Here is a 21,084-nt window from a genome sequence, read left to right on the forward strand (position 1 = left end):
GACTATTCCCTGTCTAAAGTCTGTAATAAGCGTGATTTGGTGATGACGCCATAATAGTGTCCCTGCTTATCGACAACAGGCACGGCGTATGGCACTTCAGCGACTTGGCTAATCAATTCACCGACCGATAATTCAGGGTCAATAGTGATCGTGTCGGCAAGCAGTGCGGAGCTTAAAGAAGCTTGCTGTTTGAGTGCTTGTTTTAAAGAGTCGAGAGAGACAATACCCGAGTATTTATTACTACGGTCGACAACAATGCCGTAGTCTCTATCGTTATCCATCAATAACTGCATTGCGGCGGCAGGACCATCGTTGTCATGTTTCTTGAACACGGCCGCTGGATTTTTACGAGCGATATCCTTAGCGGAAAAGACACTGGCGACATTGACACCACGGAAGAACGAACTCACATAATCATTTGCTGGGTGGTGCAATATCTCATCGGGCGTGCCAGTTTGTACAACAACGCCGTCTTGCATGATGGCGATTCGGTCACCAATACGCATTGCCTCATCAAGATCATGAGAAATAAATACAATGGTGCGTTTGTCGTCGTTTTGCAGACGAATTAACTCATCTTGCATTTCTGTTCTAATCAATGGGTCAAGTGCCGAGAACGCTTCGTCCATTAACAATATATCAGGGTCGTTAGTGAGAGCTCGAGCAAGTCCGACCCGCTGCTTCATCCCGCCTGATAACTCATCGGGATACGAATCACAATATGCCTCTAAGCCAACGCGAGCTAGCGCTTCTTTAGCACTCTTATTGCGTTCAGGTGCAGCAATACCCGCCAGTTCTAAACCAAAAGAAGCGTTTTCAAGCACTGTCATATGCGGCATGAGCGCAAAGTTTTGAAAAACCATGGAGATATTTTTTCGTCTGACTTCGCGTAGTTCCTGTTCTGAAATATGAGCAATGTCTTTGCCTTTGAGTAAGACATTACCTTGAGTTGGCTCTATGAGTCGGTTCAATAGTCGAACCAAAGTTGATTTACCTGAGCCAGATAAACCCATAATGACAAATATTTCTCCTTCATTGATCGAAAGTGATACGTCTTTAACGCCAACAGTCAGTCCTGTTTTTTCGAAAATTTGGTCTTTGTCGAGTCCTTGAGCCAAAAGAGGAAAGGCTTGTTGTGGCATTTCCCCAAATACCTTGTAGAGGTTTTTCACTTCTAACATGGGTGACATGATTTACATCCTTTGTTTTCATCGTTGCTATTTAATAGTAGATAGCAATTATGTATAGTACACTAAACATTAATTGGAGTTATTTCAAGGTTATTATTGTCACCTTGCTTGATGTTGTATGGTTATTATTTTGATTTGTTATGGTTTTTGTGCGGATAATTAATTGAAAGTAATTTGAATTAAAATGTTTTGATGACGAATTAAGTGTTGTTTGCCAGTGTTTAAGAAAATAGATTTTCAGTAGTGTTGATACTGGGAAATTGTTTGTATTCAGAACATTTTCTGTGTTGAAGAAAGAAATGGACTAGAAAGGAAGTGCGTTGTGTCTCGATTGTTAGTAGTTATTTTTACATTGATGTTGGTTGTATCAACACCGCTTAAAGCGGAAGAGGCTTATTCAGAATCGCCGATTCTCGATAGGCCCCTAGTCGAGCGTTATATCTTGGATGAACTAAAATCATTACGACAAGAGCAGCAAGATCTTGAGCGGCGGATGACTATCCAAATTACAGACCGCGAGCTATCCGTCGCCGATAAATCACTCAACTATTCCAATGTGACAGTAACATACTTTTTCTATGTTATTGCGGGTGTGGCATCGTTGGTGGCATTGATAGGCTGGCAGTCTCTAAAAGAGCTAAAACACAATACGCGTGATTTAGCCGATAAGCGGTTAAACAAGATCGCTCAAGAGTACGAAAAGAAATTTCTCGCATTAGAAAGGGATTTAAAGCGTAAAACTCGCATTATCACAGAAAATAACCGTGAAATAGAAATTATTAACGAAATTCATAACTTATGGCTGCGTGCTCAGAGTATGCAAACCCCCGAGCAACGAATCGAAGTATATGATGACATCTTAAAAATACGCCCGGGAGATTTAGAGGCATTGACTTACAAAGCGGATGCGGCGATGGAAATTCGTGAGTATTACTGGGCATTGAGTCTATCTAACCGAGTATTAGAACTCGATGATAGAAATGCGCCAGCCTTGTACCAACGAGCTTGTGCTTATGCTCGTATTGGTGCTGAAGAGCAAGCAATTGAAGATCTGCAGCGCGCTACGGATATCAGTGCATCGTTGCGCGAAATGATCGCAGAAGAAGCGGATTTAGAAGGCCTACATGGTAACCCGAAATTTGACGAATTGATCGTTGGTGGAGCGTAGTTTTACATTAATTTTCAGTGGTTTTTCTGATCGGTCTTGCAACAACTAAACGTAATCTTAACGATAAATTATTATCATTAGACACATACCTACTTTTCTACGTTAATGCGCCTGACACACAATGTGTCAGGTCGTGATTTCAGCTTTTCTGATTCACGTTTTACTCTCTGCTCATGTGAGATTAGATGTGGAACAACCATCAAAATTAGATCGCGTTCGCGCTGACTACAATGTTCATTATTGGAGCCAAGGCTTCTACGGTATTGATAACCAAGGTGAGGTCTATGTATCACCTCGCCATGATAAGGCACATCAAATGCCTTTGAGTTCGATCGTTAAGCAGCTTGAAGCTCGTGATCTAAATTTGCCTGTGCTTGTGCGTTTCCCTCAGATCCTTCATCAACGTGTACACAATATCTGTGATGCTTTCAATCAGGCGATTGAAGAATACCAATACCCGAATAACTATTTGTTGGTTTACCCAATTAAAGTGAATCAGCAAAAAGAAGTGGTTGATGAAATTCTAGCCAGTCAAGCTCAGTTAGAAACTAAGCAGCTTGGTCTTGAAGCTGGTAGTAAGCCTGAATTATTGGCGGTATTGGCATTGGCTCAACAAGCCAGCTCGGTGATTGTGTGCAATGGTTATAAAGACAGGGAATATATTCGCCTAGCCTTGATTGGCGAGAAGCTAGGGCACAAAGTATTCATCGTTTTAGAAAAACTGTCTGAGCTGGACTTAGTGTTGAAAGAAGCCAAAAGCTTGGGCGTCAAACCACGCTTAGGTTTACGTATTCGCTTGGCATCTCAAGGCGCTGGTAAATGGCAGGCTAGCGGTGGTGAAAAATCAAAATTTGGTTTATCAGCTTCACAAGTGCTGACCGTGATTGAGCGCTTAAAAGCAGAAGATCAGCTTGAAACAATGCAGTTGGTTCACTTCCATTTAGGCTCACAAATGGCCAACATTCGTGATGTGCGTAATGGCGTGAATGAAGCGGCCCGTTTTTACTGTGAACTACGCGATATTGGCGCGAAGATCGACTTCTTCGATGTTGGTGGTGGTTTAGCAGTCGATTACGATGGCACTCGCAGCCAATCATCTAACTCGATGAACTATGGGCTAGTGGAGTATGCGCGCAATATTGTCAGCACCGTCGGTGATGTTTGTCAGTTATATAACCAACCGATGCCAGTGATTATTTCTGAGTCGGGGCGTTCTATTACTGCGCATCATGCCGTGTTGATCACCAATGTTATTGGTACAGAAGCTTACTATCCAGAAGAAATCCCTGCGATTGAGCACGATTCCCCAGTGTTACTACAAAACATGTGGCGTAACTGGGAAAATTTACGTGAAGGTTCTGATGCTCGTGCGTTGATTGAAATTTATAACGACACTCAAAGTGATTTGTCTGAAGCACATAGCCAATTCTCGACCGGTGTGATTAATCTTCAACATCGCGCTTGGGCAGAGCAGTTATCACTGCGTATTTATCACGAATTGACATTGCAGATGAGCACCAAAAATCGCTTCCATCGCCCAATTTTGGACGAACTGAATGAGCGTTTAGCCGACAAGTTTTTTGTGAACTTCTCACTATTCCAGTCGTTACCAGATGCTTGGGGAATTGATCAAGTGTTCCCTGTACTACCATTGTCTGGCTTAGAAAATGTAGAAGATCGCCGGGCGGTGATGTTGGACATTACCTGTGACTCAGATGGTGCTATTGAACAGTATGTAGAAGGACAAGGTATTGAAACGACATTGCCAGTTCCTGCCTGGAATGCAGACCAGCCGTATTTAATGGGGTTCTTCTTAGTGGGTGCTTATCAAGAAATATTGGGTGATATGCACAATTTATTTGGTGATACTCACAGCGTTGTGGTCAATATGACGGATAATGGAGAAGCAGAGATACTGTCCATTAACGAAGGCGATAGCGTTGAAGACATGATGCGTTATGTACACATCGATGTTGATAAGATCCGTACCAATTATCGTGAGTTAGTTAGCCAACGTGTTGCCGCTGATGAACAAGAAAAAGTATTGCTAGAGCTAGAGCAAGGCTTGAGCGGTTACACTTATTTAGAGGATTTTTAAATGAATGATTTGTTTACAAAAACTGATTATTCGCTGTATTCCAATGCGATGACTTTTGTTCGCCGTCCATATGTAAAGAACCCAGTTAGCGCAGATGCTGATGTTGTGGTTTTAGGTGTGCCATTGGATATGGCGACGTCGGGACGTCCTGGTGCTCGTATGGGGCCTGATGCGATACGCCGTGCATCGGTTAACTTAGCGTGGGAAGGTAAAAAATTCCCGTGGGATTTTAACCTTTTCAATGACACTAAAGTGATTGATGCCGGTGATTTGGTGTTTGATTGTGGTGATGCAGAAGATTTCACGTATCGATTAGAAGCGGCAACTGGCGAAATTTTGAAAAGCGGTAAAACCATGCTAGCACTAGGTGGCGATCACTTTATCACTCTGCCGATCTTGCGAGCTTATGCAAAATATCATGGTGAAATGGCGTTGATCCATTTTGATGCTCACACCGATACTTATGCCAATGGTAGCGCTTATGATCATGGCACTATGTTTTATCATGCTCCGAAGGAAGGGTTGATCTCGGCCAAGCATTCGATTCAGATCGGTATTCGTACTGAATACAAGCAAGAAGGCCACGGCTTTAATGTGATTAATGCGATGCAAGCGAATGATCTCTCCGTCGATGAGATAGTTGCTCAGATTCGCGCAACAATTGGTGACAAACCGGTTTACCTTACGTTTGATATCGATTGTCTTGATCCCGCCTTTGCTCCCGGGACCGGAACTCCGGTTTGTGGTGGTTTAAACTCAGACAAAGTCCTCAAAATTATCCGCGGATTAGCAGGGATAAATCTTGTCGGTATGGATGTTGTAGAAGTTTCCCCACCTTATGACCAAAGCGAAGTGACAGCTCTGGCTGGCGCGACTATCGCTTTAGAACTGCTTTACGTTTGGGCTACTTCAAAAGCAAAAGCCTAAATATAAGGTTATATATGATTAGGCGTGTAGTCTTTTTCTTCACTGCGCGCCGTTCTTTTATTCAAAACTTATAAATAAAACTTCCTTTATAAATCATAGTGTTGTTCTTAACTGTCAACGCGTATGAACATCATCAGATAATAAATCATTGTGACACCACTTGCATAATTACTTTTCTTGTACCAACTTAATCAGGTTGGCTAGGTGTCTCTATGGTCTTTCATTCATATTAATAATATGACCAAGTTTCACCTTATTTTTATACACTGTAGCACGGTGAGGGTGAATCATGGCTTTAGGTTTTAAAACTAGAATATACGTGAGTGTTGCGATTTTGATTGCAACATCCTTAATTATTTTGGGTTCGATTAATATGTTGTCGCTGAGAGATAAAATGATCACCTCTCTCACCACTGAAACTCAGAACAAGCTCAATTATCATGTCTCTGAATTAGAGTCTTGGGTGAAAAATCGTTACCAAGCGGTCATGCAAGGGTCTAAGCACTTCAGCACGGATTTATCCGATCAAGAAAATGTAAAGTTGGTTCGCCTGTTGGCGGAAAGTGCACAGATTTCTAATGTGGTTATGGCCTATGACGATGGACGCTCATACATGTCGTTCGGTAGCGATGATGGTGTGTGGACTGGTAAGCAAGACTTCAAATCCCGCAGTTGGTATCAGCAAGCAAAAACGTCTCAGTCTGCATTCTTAACCGACATTTATGAAGATCAAGTCACCGGTAGTCGTGTAGTCAGTGCTGTGACGCCTGTTTACGCCCAAAGTCGCTTTATCGGTGTACTGCTAGGTGATATTCAACTTGGTGAGGTCATCGAGCAAGTGAGTAACATGCGGTTTGCTGGTGGCGCTGCCACCTTAACTGATAAACATGCGGTATTTTTCGCTAGTGATGACCCAAGTGATATTGGACGTACACCATCCCAAGTCAGTTCTAACTTCAGCGAAATGGAGAGCCTGTTTAGTAAACAGGACTCAGGAAACTTGTCATTCCCTTATCTTGGTATTGAGTTTGATGGTTATTTCAAGCGCGTAAACTTAACGGACAATATGTATTGGACAATGATGGTGTTCGTCGATAAAAACACCGCTTTATCCGAAGTTTATGAGGCGCAAAAGAGTGCTATCTACACCAGTATTATGTTGTTGGTTGTGAGCGTTGCTGCCATCTTTTTTATCCTGAATCAGATCTATAAACCTTTGCTACGTTTGAAAAAAGCAGTACTCGCTCTTTCACAAGGTTCTGGGGATTTAACTCGACGTCTGGATGTGCATGGTGAAGATGATTTGGCTCAGATCAGCCAAGGGTTTAACTTGTTCTCTGAAAACTTACAAAAAATGATGCTGCAAATCGCCGATGCCAGTCGCAATATTTCCTCCAATATTGAACAGTTAGGACAAACCGCTAAAGAAAATGAGCATATGCTGCTTTCGCATTCTTCTGAGACAGAGCAGGTTGTGACTGCTATTACCGAAATGAGCGAGAGCGCCAGGACGGTGGCTGAAAGTGTCACTCAATCGACTAACATCACTGACTCTGCTAGCAAAGAAGCGAAACAGTCGATCATTATTGTCAACAATGCTGTTGATACGGTTAGCTCGTTGGTCAGTGATGTAGATCAAATGTCTGAACGTATTGCGAATATGAATAAGGACGCGATTAAGATCAGTGAAGTACTGACGGTCATTGGTGCTATTTCCGAGCAAACAAACTTGCTGGCCTTGAATGCTGCGATAGAGGCTGCGCGCGCAGGTGAACAGGGAAGGGGCTTTGCGGTGGTGGCCGATGAGGTGCGTGCTTTGGCGGCGAGAACGCAAAATAGTACGACAGAGATCTCGGACATGTTAGCCAAGCTACTTGAAGGCACGGACAGTGTGGTTGCTGCTATGAACAAAACCAAAATGCAGTGCCAAACTACCGCCGACAAAACATCTGAAGTTTCAGGCAGTCTGAACATGATGGGTAACTCAGTAACCGAAATCGATGATTTAAGTACTCAAATTGCAGCGGCAACCGAACAGCAGAGTACGGTTGCAGAAGAACTGAGTCGAAATATGCTCGCTATCAGAGATATCGTTGAATCATTGGTGGTGAGTGGTCGACAAACGGTCAGTGCTACAGAATCGTTATCTTCATCCAATCATGAACTTGATCGTTTAGTTGCTAATTTCAAACTGAAGTAGGGCAAGCGTGGCGATTCGTGCTTATCACGAATAACTCTGGAGAAATGCGATGAAAACGGCGTCCAAACATTTATTGTTAAAAAAACAAGCAATAGATCGTATTGGGTTAGATGAAAAAGCGAATCAAGTGACATCTACCTTTAATCTGAAATTTGAAAAAATGCGGGCGCAGTTTTTTGCCAGAGATCCTAAATTATGGCCGCTGTATCGAATTCACGATATTGCTGACTGGCTCGACGGGCGCCGCTTAAATCATCGCCCAGCAGCGATTTCGTCTTCTCTACAACAACAGTTACTAAACATAAATCATATTCCTAATGATTCGCGTGATGTCATGCACCCGTTCGATAGTCTGGCACTTTATGCAGCCAAACATTCGAAAAATTGGGATGATCCGCGTTCGGTTGAGAATGTGATTTCAACCCCTTGTGACCCTGCGATTCACGGTGCACTACTTGCGACCATTGCCAATCCTAACTTAGTGTATAGCGAGTATGCAGGCGATGCCGCAGAGCTTGAGAAATTGGTGGTTAGACAAATTGCTAACTTAGTTGGTTACAACGTTGAGCAATCCAGTGGTTTGTTTACTCAAGGGGGAACATTTTGCAACTTGTATGGCTATTTATTGGGGATCCGCAAAGCGTTGTGTCATTCGGCTATGCATGGGCTGGCTGAAGAAGAGTACCGTATCTTTAATTCTGAAGCGGGTCATTATTCCAACATGACTAACTTATCCTTACTTGGTCTAGATATTAAAGGAAAAGTGATACGAATTAAGGTCAATGATAATAATCAAATGGATATCACAGAGCTAGAGCAGCAGTTGACCTGGTGTTTTAAGCACAATATTCCAGTTCCTGCCATTATGCTCACCTTTGGCACTACAGATACTTTTGCTATTGATGATATTGAACGGGTATACAGCATTAGAGAGAAGTTGTGTAAAGAATATTCGGTTGCTACGAAACCCCATTTGCATGTTGATGCGGCGGTAGGTTGGAGCTTGTTATTTTTCAAAAATTACGATGTCGAACGCAATCCATTGGCGATAAATGCAGCGACACTAAACGGGATCGTCTCGCTACTGCCATATATTAATAGCCTAAAATTAGCGGATTCATTTACCGTTGATTTTCAAAAATGGGGGTATGTGCCCTATACCTCGAGTTTACTGATGGTGAAAAATAAGCAAGATCTTGCGGCGTTAAAAACCGATCCAAGCTATTACTCATATTTTGAACATACACAAAGGGAAGAGACACACTTGCAGTCGACGATTGAGTGTTCACGTAGTGCAGTTGGCGTTTTTTCTGCGTATTCTGCCCTGCAATATTTAGGCGTTGAAGGCTATCAAACTGCTATTGCGAATACCTTGCAAAATGCCAATTTTTTACGCTGCCAATTAGTCAAATTGCCTCATTGTTGGGTAGCAGCACTGGCAAATCAGGGCCCAAGCGTGGTGTTCCGTCTTTATGATCCGCAAAAAGTAACTTGCCCAGACAAGATGTTTGAACAGGAAATGGCATCTGGTGGCAAAAATGGAACGATTGATTCAATGATCGAAAATACGCTATATCACCGACAACAATTTTTACAGCGTAAAGGTATGCACTTAAACACCAACTGGGTCGGCTCTATTGCGCGCACTCGCTATGACTTGCAAGGCCATTGTTTACATATCCCTGGAGAAAAAGCGGTATTGATGAATCCTAATACAACTCGTGCGCGCATTGAACGTTTCGTTCGCAGTCTGGATCCAGATTAGGTTTGACTAGGCGTGCAGCCCCCACGGTTTGCAAAACCTATAAAAAGAGAGATATGCATTCCAAATGGTTAGAACCTTATATCGCAATCGGTGATTATTACGTTGGTCTGACATTATGTTGGTCCGTTTTTGCCATTTTCAGCAGGGTTAGAATAGCGATAGAAGAGGTAAATGGTGGAGTTTAACCAAGAAGATAGAAATGCGTTGTACGATGCCTGGATGTCGCAAAAAGCGAAAATGCACTTAACACAAATGGAAGTTTCGAAAAGGTTAGGCATTAGCCAAGTTGAGCTTTCTAATTTATTACGTGGTAATGCGCCGTTATCGATGAGCTTTATTAATCAGTTTTGTCAGCATTTGCATATTGAGCCACGAAATGTGTTGCCATCGCTGAAGTTGAATTCAAACATCGGTGAAAGGACGATTAGTTTACAAAATCGAGTCAGTGTCGATGGTGAAATTCAACGTGTTTATATCGAGGGAAACCAAGTTATTATCGATTATGTACATCACATCCACTAGATAAATCATCAGCGTGTGGCTTATCTAGTGGATCACAACCAGTGCTGCTATTGGGCATTTAAATCGGCGTAACGATACAGTAGGTCGGTGAGTATTTTAGACCAAGCAAAGGCATCTGTTGGACGTTGGCGAAGAATATTTTCAACTTCAGCACAGTGAACCGATAGGGTAATACTTTTTTCGAGGCAGAATGATAACGCATAGAAATGCCACAGCACGAGCCGGATCATTCTTTCACTATTTTGATTGGCATTATCTGAATCAGAAAAGAGCGCAGGTATTTCACTTAACGCGATGGCGTGCATACGGAGCATGGCGTCAAATTGAGCAGCTTGCAAACGTGCTTCATCTTCCACTTCTTCTTGCTCAAAAGTAAATAGCTCATTCATCATCGTTTCAGGAACCAGGCGATGAAGCATGCGAAGGCTAAATTCTTCCAGTTCTTCGCGTGGCATGGTGTTTAAACATTCGTAAGCGTAGTCGCGCTGCATGGTTGGATCTCTTTAAATGGTGTGCACATTGAATAGGGCGCACATTGTAACTGGTTTTTATCTTAGTACCAGAACCGCTGTTATTAGATCTTTATCACCAGCTTAGAATCCTCACCAAGCTTAGCGTATGTGAAATGGTTAACTGGCAACTTTATTTTTCACCGCACAATTCAATGAAATAGTTAAGTATGATGCGCCAATTAAGAGATTTATTGCATAGACGATAGCATCTCTAAACGTTAAATAGTTGCTCTTCTGTTTAGCTGTTATTGTGAACCAAAATTAAAGGAATAAGAATGAAAAAACATTGTTTAGTCGCGTCGATGGTGGTGTGTTTTGCAGGTATGGCACAAGCATCGGATTGGGGGTATGAAGGAGAGCATGGGCCAGAACATTGGGGGCACGTTTCGAAAACTTGTGAAGTGGGCAAAAATCAAAGTCCGATTGATGTTACACGTGCGCTTGAGGCTGATTTAAAAGCTTTGGATATTCACTATTCGGGGAAAGTGACCACATTAACTAACAATGGTCACACTTTGCAGGCTTCGGTTTCAGGTGATAATCACATGGTTCTTGATGGCATTGATTTTGAACTAAAGCAATTTCATTTTCATACACCATCGGAAAACCTTATTAAGGGAAAACAATATCCGTTGGAAGCGCACTTCGTCCATGCCGACAATGCAGGGAACCTAGCGGTTCTCGCTGTGATGTTTGAAGTAGGCCAACAAAATGAACAGCTTGCCAAATTAGCTTCAAACCTGCCAACAAGCGGCAAGAGTGTAACGTTAACAGATGAGTTCGATGTTAACTTGTTACTTCCGAAATTGAATAAATACTATCGTTTTAATGGCTCGTTAACGACGCCACCGTGCAGCGAAGGTGTACGCTGGTTGGTGTTAAAACATGCTCAAACATTGTCTCAGCAGCAAGAAAATGTATTGAACTCGATGATGGGCAATAATAACCGTCCTGTGCAAGCGCATAATGCTCGTGTCGTGTTGAAAAACGATTAGTCGATCATGTAAATAAGCGAGGTCATTGATGACCTCGCTTTTAGACTGAATTTGTGCTCAGAGCGCCTAAAGTATAACGACTTGCACTGGCAAGAGAGAGAGGTTTGGAGAACCAATAACCTTGCAGGTAAGTTGCTCCCATCTCTTTGAATTTTTGGTGCATATCAGCTGTTTCAATGCCTTCAATGACAATGTCGACATTGTTTGAACGGCATAATTGGATCAGAAACTCAAGGTATTGCTCTGATGCGTGGTTGGTTTGCGTTTTCCAGGCAATAGTCTTATCAATTTTTATTTGATTCAGTGGTAGATCGAAAAAGCTGTTGAGAGAACTAAAACCAGCGCCAAAATCATCCAAAGAGAGCAAGAAGCCCATTTCACTGAGTGAATGAAGCTGATTCAACGCATTCTTATCCCCATCTAAGATCACGGTTTCCGTCAGCTCTAACATAATGGAAGAGGGAGGTACATCGGCAGTCTTTGCCATCATTAAAATGTTATTCGGGAAGTTGCTGTTGAGTAACTGCAGAACAGAAACATTGATATTCACGCGAATATCGACGCCGTTTTGCTTGTTATAACGACCAATAAACTCACAGGCTTTTTCAAACACAAAATAACCTAAATCAACGATTAATCCTTTCTTTTCTGCCACTGGGATAAATTCATCGGGAAAGATCTCGCCAAATTCGGATGAACGCCAACGCACTAGCGCCTCAAAGCTTGAAACCTTGCCTGATTGTGCGTTGATAATGGGTTGAAACTTGACGGAAAGAGAGCGTTGATTCAGTGCTTCTTTTAACCCGCGTTCAATGAAGAAGAAGCGATCGACACTTTTTTGGATCCGCCCACTGTAAATCTCAATTCGTGAGTTATTTTTAGCACTAGCAAACTGACAGGTTCTGGATGCGATGTTAATTAGCTCTTCTGCCTGGTAGGTACTGTCTAGATTAGGTAACACACCAATACTGATATCATTACCATAAAGATGCCCATGTTCAGTCGCTGATTTCGAATAATGCTTCATGATCTGCGAGCAAATATGTTTTAGCTCATCGTATTGATGATTACCTTTAAGCAAAATAGCGAAATCATCAGAACGGATACGGTAAAAGTCAGCCAATTCATCCGGTAATTCATGCAAAGCACTGACGACATGGTTGAGTAGATCTTTAACAATATCTGTACCGTACTGGTTTAAATAGGACTTGATGTCGTCGAGCTGAATGTAGATTAAGGCATAAGATTCAGCATTTTTATTGGTGATCTCATCGATATCAAGTAGTAACTTACTACGGTTGTATAGCCCTGATGCACTGTCGAAAAAAGCCGCCTGATGAATATAGTCCTCCATCAGTTTTTGGTCGGAGATATCTTTATGGCTACCAATCATAAAATGTTCACCGTCAATGGTTTTGGTGACAGCATTTCCTTCTAGCCATATATATTGACCATTGGTTTTCTTTACTCGGTATTGAACGGTGGCTCTTGACTCTTCAGTAATGATATGTTCATTGACTCGATGTTGCAGAAGTTTTTTGTCCATAGGATGAACAAGACTAAGCCAATCAGAAAACGTCAGCGTGTCACTTTCAATACCAAATTGATGATAAAAATCAGGGTTATAGAGCATCATTGTGTCATCGTTGCCCATATAAAATAGACCTTCGTTAAAAAAATCGAAGATATGGACTAAACGTTGATTTAAAACATCATTGTCGTAGTCGGTAATTAAAAGCTCGTCCTGTGGTAACGACATAGATAAAACACCCTAGCCTAAGCAGAAATGGGGAAAGCTTATGAGTTACGCATTTGGCAACGTATAGATTCTAATACTTAACTCAATATGAATACTATAGCGTGTGTAACAAGATGTCTCAATCTGAAACTGTGTATAAAAAAGAGAGATAATATAGAGGGTTAGCAAATTTGTTTTGGTGGGGAAATGTTCTTAGAAGGCAAAGCATAAGAGAAGCGGCTGATTCACCGCTTCTACAAAGTGATAGTGTTAACGGTCCCAGTAAGCCTCTTCTAGACTATCTTCACGTTCTGGCAGGGCTCGCGATAAACGTGGAGAATGCTGGGTTAGTACTTCATAGCTCACACGGTTTGCGTACTTACAGATCTGTGAAAGAGAAGAGTAGGTTAAGTAAGGCTTATCATGTTTGGCTGAGTTAGGCACATTACGCTGGTGGTAGCTATTAGACGCCATATCATGCAGCAATGCAGATAACGCACCATCACCCGCACCATTGGTGTTCTTGATCTCTAATGGTCCACCCAAATAAGGGCCGATATGCGAATAGACCTTAACGGGTTTATCGCAATCTTGTTTCCTCATTGCGCGGCTAAATTCGTATTTATTGAATTCTGCAATATTGCCTGGCAGCAGTGGTAACTCGGTTTCACGCTTTGACTCTTCGTCGGTGTAACTGGCCATGTAAAGACCTACGGGCCCGGCCGTACAGAGGATAAGGTCAACCCATTCAAGTGCTTTATCGGCGGCGAGTAAGGGATCTTTCTCGCCAGTTAACGCTTCACCTTCTTCTTCATTCATCGCCACTACAGTAATATTTTCTTTAATGTAGTCTTGCCACCACTTAGCGTTGCCTTCGATCACATACTTTGTGCCCAAGGTTAGCACGACAGGAATGTTTTTTTCTTTAGCGAACTCAATGGCACGTTTGACCGCAAGAGGCATCGGATCTTCTGGTTTTCCACGCATCAAATATGAAGAAACCACTAAAGCCGACGCTTTTTCAAATACCTCTTTAGGGATGCTATCTGGGCGAAGTTTATTCATGTGCCCTTCGTTAATGGCGAAGGTTCGTTCTCCATCATCCGAAATTAAGGTGTAGCAACGTCCGATAGGGCCATCAACCGTTTGAAGATGGTTGAGGTTCATGCGTGAAGATGTTCTGCACAAATAACGGTAACTGTATGAGCCCACTTCAATATTTTTCGACATAACGCCTAACAATACAGATTTACTGTCGGCGAGGACCGAATAATTGTGTAGAGTGTTACCGATAGTATCTCCCGGATACTGATGGGTAATTAAACCTCGTTCCACTAACTCTTCATAGAGCGCATCGGCTTTGCTTTCTTCTAATACCAAAGAGTGACCTTTGCTCAATTGATATTTTTCTAAGAATTCGTTGTCCACACGAGCTTCAATATCAACAATAGTCTGTCCAACACCGACTATCGTCGGACGATGCAGCTTCGGTGTTTGTTGAATTTGATTGACTAAAGGGTCACGAGCATGGGTTGGAAAGTAATGCTTAGATTTACGCTGTCCAGGAAATTTCATGTTGAAAAATGGAATTGAAAATTTTCAGCATGGTATCACAAAAATGAAATATTACTTTCATTTTATTGCACAAAAAGGCGACCTAATCTTCGGTCGCCGATGTTTGTGTACGACTTAACCTCTAACTGGGCTAAGGGATGAACTCACTTGCCGCCTGCCTGCAACTTCAAGTTATTTGGGTATATATTTGAATTCAGGTTATTGAGTTGCTTCAGGTTGAGCGATATAAGCTTGGGTACCCCAGAGTGGCACGGTTGAAAGGCTATGCTTAAAGCTACCGTCAGTTTCTTTGGTTGTATAAGAAAGGTAGAGAAGCGTCTGATTTTCTGGATCATAAATTCTTCTTACTTTCATCGTCTTAAAGAAAATACTCTTTGACTGCTTAAAAACAACCTCACCAGATTTACTTTTATCAATTTTAGCGATCATCTCTGGGGTAATTTCACCAGTTTGACGACATGAAATGGAGCTGTCACTGGGATCTGAAAGGCTTAAATCCGCTTTGATAGAGGCAATGTGACAAGTAACACCAGTCACAACATCATCCTTTAACTGATCGATTTTTATGTCTTTTAAAGTGAACCAACCAAGGCCCACATCACCCACTTCGTTATCTGAACAACCCGCGAGTAGAGTAGATAGCCCGATTATTAACAGTAGCTTTTTCATTTTTATTCCTTAGTTTTTTAGCGACTCTCTCACTACAAATGAATTTGAAATTGCATGGTCAAAAAAAAGATCGACCATGCGCATGGGGTGGCCTAATTATGGTCGTAATGCTAATGCGTTATCGATGTCTTGTGCGCAATGGCGTTCTGGTACTCGTTCCCACTCTTCACCTTGTGAGCGATTGATCAAGCGACCACGTTGCACCCCAGTTCTTGCTTCAAGCATTTTTGCCCAACGTATTACATGCGTATAAGTTTCAACTTGCAAGAACTCAGCGGCATCGTACAGATTACCGAGCACCAAATTACCGTACCACGGCCATATAGCTATATCGGCAATCGTGTACTCTTCACCGGCTATATAGGTATGCTTGGCTAATTGCTTGTCCAAAACATCAAGTTGTCGTTTGACTTCCATTGTAAAGCGGTTGATTGGGTATTCCATTTTTTCATCGGCGTAAGCGTAAAAATGCCCAAAACCACCACCTAGAAATGGAGCTGAACCTTGTGCCCAAAATAGCCAATTAAACGTTTGAGTTCTGGCACTGCCAGCCTTCGGTAAAAACTGACCAAATTTCTCTGCTAAGTGCACTAAAATTGAAGCAGATTCAAAGACATTAATCTCTTCCTCAGCCGATTTATCAATCAGAGCAGGAATTTTTGAATTTGGGTTTACAGCAACAAACCCCGATGAAAATTGCTCACCTTCGCCAATGTTAATAAGATAAGCGTCATACTCTGCTTCTGTAATACCTAAAGCTAACAGTTCTTCTAAAAGAATCGTCACCTTTTGTCCGTTAGGTGTACCGAGTGAATAAAGCTGTAAAGAGTGCGCTCCTACAGGTAAGGCTTTATCATGGGTTGAGCCTGAAACAGGGCGGTTAATGTTAGCCCACTTATTACCGCCAGTTGTATCATGAATCCAAATTTTCGGTGGTGTGTATTTATTGCTCATCATTTTTCCCTATTTATGATTAACCTACAAATGTGCTTTGTTACTGGCTTTCAAAACGAATAACATTTGTCATATTTGTTTTGAATCATCCGTAATTTGGATGAGGGTTTAGTGTTGTTAAGGGTAAGGTATGCCTTACTTGAGATCCAAGAGTATATATTGTTGCTGCGAATTATTGAACGCCCTCTATTTCATACCCTTTATTCTCTTGTTCATTGAAGCGGCGGTGCTACTGATCCTTTCAGTTACAACGTTTATCCATGCTTATCGGAGAAACTCTTTTGCAGTGTAATCACGAAATAAATTTAGTGGGTAGGTATTTAATTGCAGTACTGTCAGGAATTACTTGTCGCACAAGGGGTTGGTTAGTATCCTGCCTGCAATAATGAAAAGAAGAAGATCATCATGACAAATAACCTACCTAATGTGGCGGCAATTAAAAATCAGTGGCTATTTTCCCAAGTTGATGTGGAGTTTCCGACTCAAGAAAGCCTTCAGGGGCGGAGTTTGTATCAAGAAGCGCTCGTTGGACGAAGTTACCGCTTGCTAGAAGCGTCAGAGAAAGTTCTAGATGAAAGCTTGCTTGATGATGTGTACTTGGTTGATTTTCATCGTCAGACAATTTGGTTTGCAGTTTTACAAGCTAGTCTATGGGCTAATGAGGAAGATAAAGCCAATATTATCGAGTTTTTTACTCAGATCATTTATGCACAGCCGTGTGAGTTGTATTTAGGCTTTCACCAAGGTGAGCCGGTGGCGGCGGGCTTAGTTACCCATAGTGACGATGAAATTTTGGTTTCCGATCTTGTGATGTTGGATAAACATGCATTTGGTAATTCGGTAAATTTTGCAGCTTTATTACTTAAAAAATGGTCCACAGATCACGAATTGAGTAATAATGTATATATAGAACAATAGGTTATCGTGATGGCTAGGTATGATGTTTGTTTGCAAACATCATCCGTGGCTTATTGAAGAGAAAAATACATGAATAAAACACGCTGGCAACATTGGCTAAAGTGGATTTCCGTTGCTTTCTATGCGTTATTTTTTTCATTTTCGGCTCAATCAAATCCTTGGCAACTAAAATATGTGTTAGTGCTGCATTCTTATGAGGCTTCTTATCAATGGACTCATGAGTTGCAGAAGGTGATTGACAATACGATTGCTGGCAGTGACACACCGATCAAGCTGTCGATTGAATATCTCGATACCAAAAGAGTTTACGGTCAAGAATACCTTGCACAGGTCAAAAACTATTTCGATGTTAAATATCGAGGTTATCCTTTTGATGCCGTGATCGTGACCGATGACAACGCTCTCGTCATTGCCAAGCACCTCACCAATATTATCCGCCCGGATACTCCTGTTATTGCTGTTGGTATTAATGATCAAAATGCGACCTTGGATGAGCTTACTAAGAACAACGTTGTTATCTACGAAAAAGACGATGTTTTGGGCAATTTTAAGCTAATTCGTTCACTAAGGCCGAACTTGCAGAAGCTTTATTATCTTTCTGATCAAAGCAAGACCTCACAACTGGTAAGAAGTAACCTTGATTCTGCTCTGACGACAGGTGTGCTAAACGGCATTGAGCTTATTGAGATAAACGATCTTTCTCTTGCTGATACTGAGCACTTTCTTGCCTCTGTATCTGCGGACGATGCGGTGTTGCTTTCTCATTTTAATACTGAAATTGGCCAAGGTGTTTTACACACTTATCAAGAGATTTCATATCGACTCAGCAAGGCGAGCGCTGCGCCCATTTTTGTCATGTGGGAGTTTTATATTCGTAACGATATAGTGGGCGGCTATGTCAGCCGTTCTGAGAAACTTGGAAAGACGGTTTTAGTTGAGCTTGGTCGCTTTATTCCTTTAGCGCTGGATAATGAAGTTGAAACAATCGACGTGATAACGCCGGTTTTTAATTATCATGCTCTAAAGAAACATCATATTGACGTAAATGATTTGCCAAAAAATGCCGTGATTACCAACCGTCCTCTCTCTTATTTAGAGCAAAATTGGCAAGTTCTAGTCACCGCTAGCGGTATTATTCTTGGTTTGTTGATCGTTATTATTATGCAAAGTGTGACGTTGAAACAAAAACGAGAATTAGCTCGTAAGAATCGTAAGATTGTCGCATTGCAATCACGAACTCTAACCGTTCAGAGAGAGATGATTCATTTGCTAGGCGAGGCGATAGAGACGCGCTCTGGTGAAACGGGTAACCATGTAAAAAGGGTGGCCCAATTGTCCGCCTTACTGGCTAAATTGTGTGGTTTGACTCACCGCGAGGTCGAGATGATCGAAATCATCAGTCCAATGCATGATGTCGGTAAAATTGCGATTCCAGAGGCGATATTAGATAAACCAGGTAAATTAAACGTTGAAGAATGGCGAGTAATGCAAAGTCATACGACTGTCGGATTCAACATTTTAAATACCAGCGATGGTGATATCACTAAATTGGCTGCGATTATCGCCCATGAGCATCATGAACGTTGGGATGGCGAAGGCTATCCGAGTCAGAAAAAAGGTGAAGAGATTCATCTGTTTGCTCGCGTAACGGCGATTGCTGATGTGTTTGATGCATTGCTCAGTGAACGTTGCTATAAAGAAGCTTGGCCGCTGGACAAAGTGGTGAGTTTGTTCAAGCGTGAATGTGGCTTTCAGTTTGATCCCACCCTCGTGGTGCTTCTACTTGAGCATCTGGATGATTTTGTTGAAATACGCAATCTCTACCCCGATACCCCGGCGAATCATTTATCAATCTCGCTTCATTGTAAAAATATCATTTAATGTAAAAAGAGTGACGGGTGTGGAAGTTATACGCATCCGTTCTTACCTTCGCTCCATTCTGTTAACTCAATCATTCCAAGTAATGCTCCAAATATTAAGATTAAGGCTGATAAAAGGAAGCGTTTATGACTGAGAAAAAAATTAATTGCATTATTTTTGACTGTGAAGGTACTTTGGTTGACAGTGAGCGTTTATGCTGTGAAGCCTTGGTTGAGGTATTCAATCAATTTGGCGCTGAGCTTTCTTTTGATCAAATCCGTAATCATTTTGAAGGTGGTAAGATAGCCGATATCTTAGTTCAAACGCGAACGTACGCCAAAATTGATGCCGATATTGATCTGCTCGAAAAGCGATACCGGGTTGAGCTCGACCGCTTATTTCAGCAGCGTCTATTACCTATGGAGGGGGCGCTGGAATTACTTAACTATCTAGATCAACAAGGTATTGAGTATTGCGTCGCATCTAATGCCCCTAAAGAAAAAATGGTTCTTATTTTAGAGCGTTGCGGTTTGAATACCTTCTTCGAAGGTCGTATTTTTTCTGCTTTTGAAGCGAACAGTTGGAAACCAGAACCAGACTTAATTCGTTATTGTGCGATGAGTATGGGGTTTCTAGTAGAAGAGTGTATTTATGTCGATGATTCTGAAAAAGGAGTCGAGGCGGGAGTCAACGCTGAGGTGCCAACTTTTCAGCTAGCCCCTCTAAATCCGAATGCTCGCTCTAAAGATTCGAATGTGGTGGTCATTAATTCATTACTGGATCTTAAGATCTGGCTTAGTGAACGTTGTGGGCAGAAGAATGAATATGCTTATAACTGATAGAGACCGCGTGAGTCGCTATCATTTTTCGAACACTTTGTAGGTTATCAGTTCGAAAGCCACACTGACCACAAATGAATTTTTCCTGGTTGTCGGAAATCAAGTACTCATCATGCTGGCAAAGTGGGCAGCAGTCGATCTCTTCTTGTTTTAGATTTATATGTTTCATATTGATATCTCGGCAGCAAAAGGAGAAAGAAGTTCTCCATATCTATAGAATAAACACTAATTGCTACACGCTGTTGGGAAACTTAATCTTAGTTTCTAAATTTAGACGCATTTCATACTTCATAGAAAAAATTGTCGAGGATTGTCTTGCTATTTATTACTCAGCGGATTCGGTTGTTCAAAATTCACTCACCAATATGGCTAAGTTGCAAAGCTCTTTGTTGATAGAAGGTGTGAGAAACGGACTCCAGTTCAAAAAGAAAACACAAGATGGAGCAAGAAACTCGACAAAAAGTGCATCATAGATTTGAATGACAATAGAATCTTTATGCGAACTACGATGCTATGTCTCAAAGCCAAGAACTTACTGCTACGTTTCAATCCTATATGGAAAACCCTCTGCTTTGGCCGATGCTTGAAGTGTTGCGCAAGCAGCCTTCAGGTTGGAAGGTACACACTTTAGCCGCGAATTTAAGTGAACTTGGCTTTATGCCTGTGTTAGATGATTCCCCCGAGAAAGATCTCTTCAAGCGTAACTTTTTAATTATGAATGCCTTGTATCAGTTGCAAGAGACATTGTATCCGGAAAAATGGCTACAAGTTGAAGCGATGAATATTATGTTAATGCCAGCGCAAAGGGCCATTCATTGTGAAATCGATTTGGACGATCCGCTACGTGAATACTATACACAATGGCATAACTACGAGGCGAATGAAGGAGAAGTTCGGCGATTGTTAAATGAGTTCTGGACCCGTTACCGTAAAGCGGTCGGAGGAACCAATGACCTAAATATGAATCGAATGAATGCCTTGAAGCTGTTCAAATTGCCTGCCGAGGCGACGCAACTGGAAATTCGCAGAACATGGCGAAAACTGGCGTTGAAGTGGCATCCCGATCGGGACAACGGTAATGCTGAAACCTTCAGGGTGCTATGCGAAGCATGGAATGTATTGCGACACGATTAAATTTGGTTAACTGATTGAAT

General features: G+C 41.8%; 17 protein-coding genes. 11 read left to right on the top strand and 6 right to left on the bottom strand.

Translation table 11 applies throughout. The features are described 5' to 3' along the window. Nucleotides 1-2 precede the first annotated feature (2 nt). Nucleotides 3-1,190, bottom strand: coding sequence for a glycine betaine/L-proline ABC transporter ATP-binding protein ProV (gene proV / locus EYW48_RS13115; protein ID WP_277432522.1), 1,188 nt, complete (start codon nt 1,188-1,190; stop codon nt 3-5). 355 nt (nt 1,191-1,545) lie between these two features. Here proV and EYW48_RS13120 point away from each other — a divergent pair, with 355 nt between their 5' ends. From EYW48_RS13120 to EYW48_RS13145, 6 genes are all read left to right on the top strand, one after another. After that, nucleotides 1,546-2,358 carry a hypothetical protein gene (locus EYW48_RS13120; protein WP_274672257.1) on the top strand — a complete coding sequence of 271 codons (813 nt, stop codon included), beginning with the start codon at nt 1,546-1,548 and terminating at the stop codon, nt 2,356-2,358. Between the two features lie 187 nt (nt 2,359-2,545). After that, a complete protein-coding gene (gene speA, locus EYW48_RS13125; protein ID WP_171980764.1) occupies nt 2,546-4,456 on the top strand; it encodes an arginine decarboxylase in 1,911 nt (636 codons plus the stop codon). Further along, a complete protein-coding gene (gene speB, locus EYW48_RS13130) occupies nt 4,457-5,383 on the top strand; it encodes an agmatinase (protein ID WP_053311056.1) in 927 nt (308 codons plus the stop codon). Between the two features lie 289 nt (nt 5,384-5,672). Then, nucleotides 5,673-7,583 (top strand): methyl-accepting chemotaxis protein, encoded by a 1,911-nt coding sequence (locus EYW48_RS13135; RefSeq protein WP_053311055.1) that lies wholly within the window; start codon nt 5,673-5,675, stop codon nt 7,581-7,583. A 49-nt stretch (nt 7,584-7,632) separates the two neighbouring features. After that, on the top strand, nt 7,633-9,348 hold the full coding sequence (locus tag EYW48_RS13140) for a pyridoxal-dependent decarboxylase (protein ID WP_274700419.1): 1,716 nt from the start codon (nt 7,633-7,635) through the stop codon (nt 9,346-9,348). A 174-nt stretch (nt 9,349-9,522) separates the two neighbouring features. Further along, nucleotides 9,523-9,870 carry a helix-turn-helix transcriptional regulator gene (locus tag EYW48_RS13145; protein WP_172532568.1) on the top strand — a complete coding sequence of 116 codons (348 nt, stop codon included), beginning with the start codon at nt 9,523-9,525 and terminating at the stop codon, nt 9,868-9,870. Nucleotides 9,871-9,917: 47 nt separating this feature from the next. Here EYW48_RS13145 and EYW48_RS13150 read toward each other — a convergent pair whose 3' ends face one another. Further along, a complete protein-coding gene (locus tag EYW48_RS13150; RefSeq protein ID WP_053311053.1) occupies nt 9,918-10,361 on the bottom strand; it encodes a hypothetical protein in 444 nt (147 codons plus the stop codon). A 296-nt stretch (nt 10,362-10,657) separates the two neighbouring features. On the opposite strand from EYW48_RS13150, the gene EYW48_RS13155 reads away from it, so the two are divergent. Next, entirely contained in the window at nt 10,658-11,377 is a 720-nt protein-coding gene (locus tag EYW48_RS13155) for a carbonic anhydrase (protein WP_274678985.1), read from the top strand. A 40-nt stretch (nt 11,378-11,417) separates the two neighbouring features. Here the strand turns inward: EYW48_RS13155 and EYW48_RS13160 are convergent, their stop codons facing one another. From EYW48_RS13160 to yghU, 4 genes are all read right to left on the bottom strand, one after another. Next, entirely contained in the window at nt 11,418-13,136 is a 1,719-nt protein-coding gene (locus tag EYW48_RS13160; protein WP_277432523.1) for an EAL domain-containing protein, read from the bottom strand. Between the two features lie 249 nt (nt 13,137-13,385). Continuing rightward, on the bottom strand, nt 13,386-14,690 hold the full coding sequence (locus EYW48_RS13165) for an inosine/guanosine kinase (protein ID WP_168524244.1): 1,305 nt from the start codon (nt 14,688-14,690) through the stop codon (nt 13,386-13,388). Nucleotides 14,691-14,888: 198 nt separating this feature from the next. Continuing rightward, entirely contained in the window at nt 14,889-15,359 is a 471-nt protein-coding gene (locus tag EYW48_RS13170; RefSeq protein WP_274693540.1) for a CreA family protein, read from the bottom strand. A gap of 96 nt (nt 15,360-15,455) precedes the next feature. Then, entirely contained in the window at nt 15,456-16,313 is an 858-nt protein-coding gene (gene yghU, locus EYW48_RS13175; protein ID WP_277432524.1) for a glutathione-dependent disulfide-bond oxidoreductase, read from the bottom strand. A 405-nt stretch (nt 16,314-16,718) separates the two neighbouring features. Between yghU and EYW48_RS13180 the strand changes: the two genes are divergently transcribed. The 4 genes from EYW48_RS13180 (at nt 16,719) to EYW48_RS13195 (ending at nt 21,064) form a co-directional block, all read left to right on the top strand. Continuing rightward, nucleotides 16,719-17,231, top strand: a complete 513-nt coding sequence (locus tag EYW48_RS13180) for a hypothetical protein (protein WP_171980753.1) — start codon at nt 16,719-16,721, stop codon at nt 17,229-17,231. A gap of 69 nt (nt 17,232-17,300) precedes the next feature. After that, nucleotides 17,301-19,112, top strand: a complete 1,812-nt coding sequence (locus EYW48_RS13185; protein ID WP_277432525.1) for an HD domain-containing phosphohydrolase — start codon at nt 17,301-17,303, stop codon at nt 19,110-19,112. 125 nt (nt 19,113-19,237) lie between these two features. Further along, nucleotides 19,238-19,930 carry an HAD family hydrolase gene (locus EYW48_RS13190; protein WP_261916026.1) on the top strand — a complete coding sequence of 231 codons (693 nt, stop codon included), beginning with the start codon at nt 19,238-19,240 and terminating at the stop codon, nt 19,928-19,930. A gap of 513 nt (nt 19,931-20,443) precedes the next feature. Beyond that, complete coding sequence (locus EYW48_RS13195) at nt 20,444-21,064, top strand: DNA-J related domain-containing protein (protein WP_053311044.1); 621 nt, start codon at nt 20,444-20,446, stop codon at nt 21,062-21,064. The last annotated feature ends 20 nt before the right edge of the window (nt 21,065-21,084 follow it).

Source organism: Vibrio sp. 1180_3, from assembly GCF_029478545.1.
In the GTDB taxonomy this organism is placed as follows: Bacteria; Pseudomonadota; Gammaproteobacteria; order Enterobacterales; family Vibrionaceae; genus Vibrio; species Vibrio aestuarianus.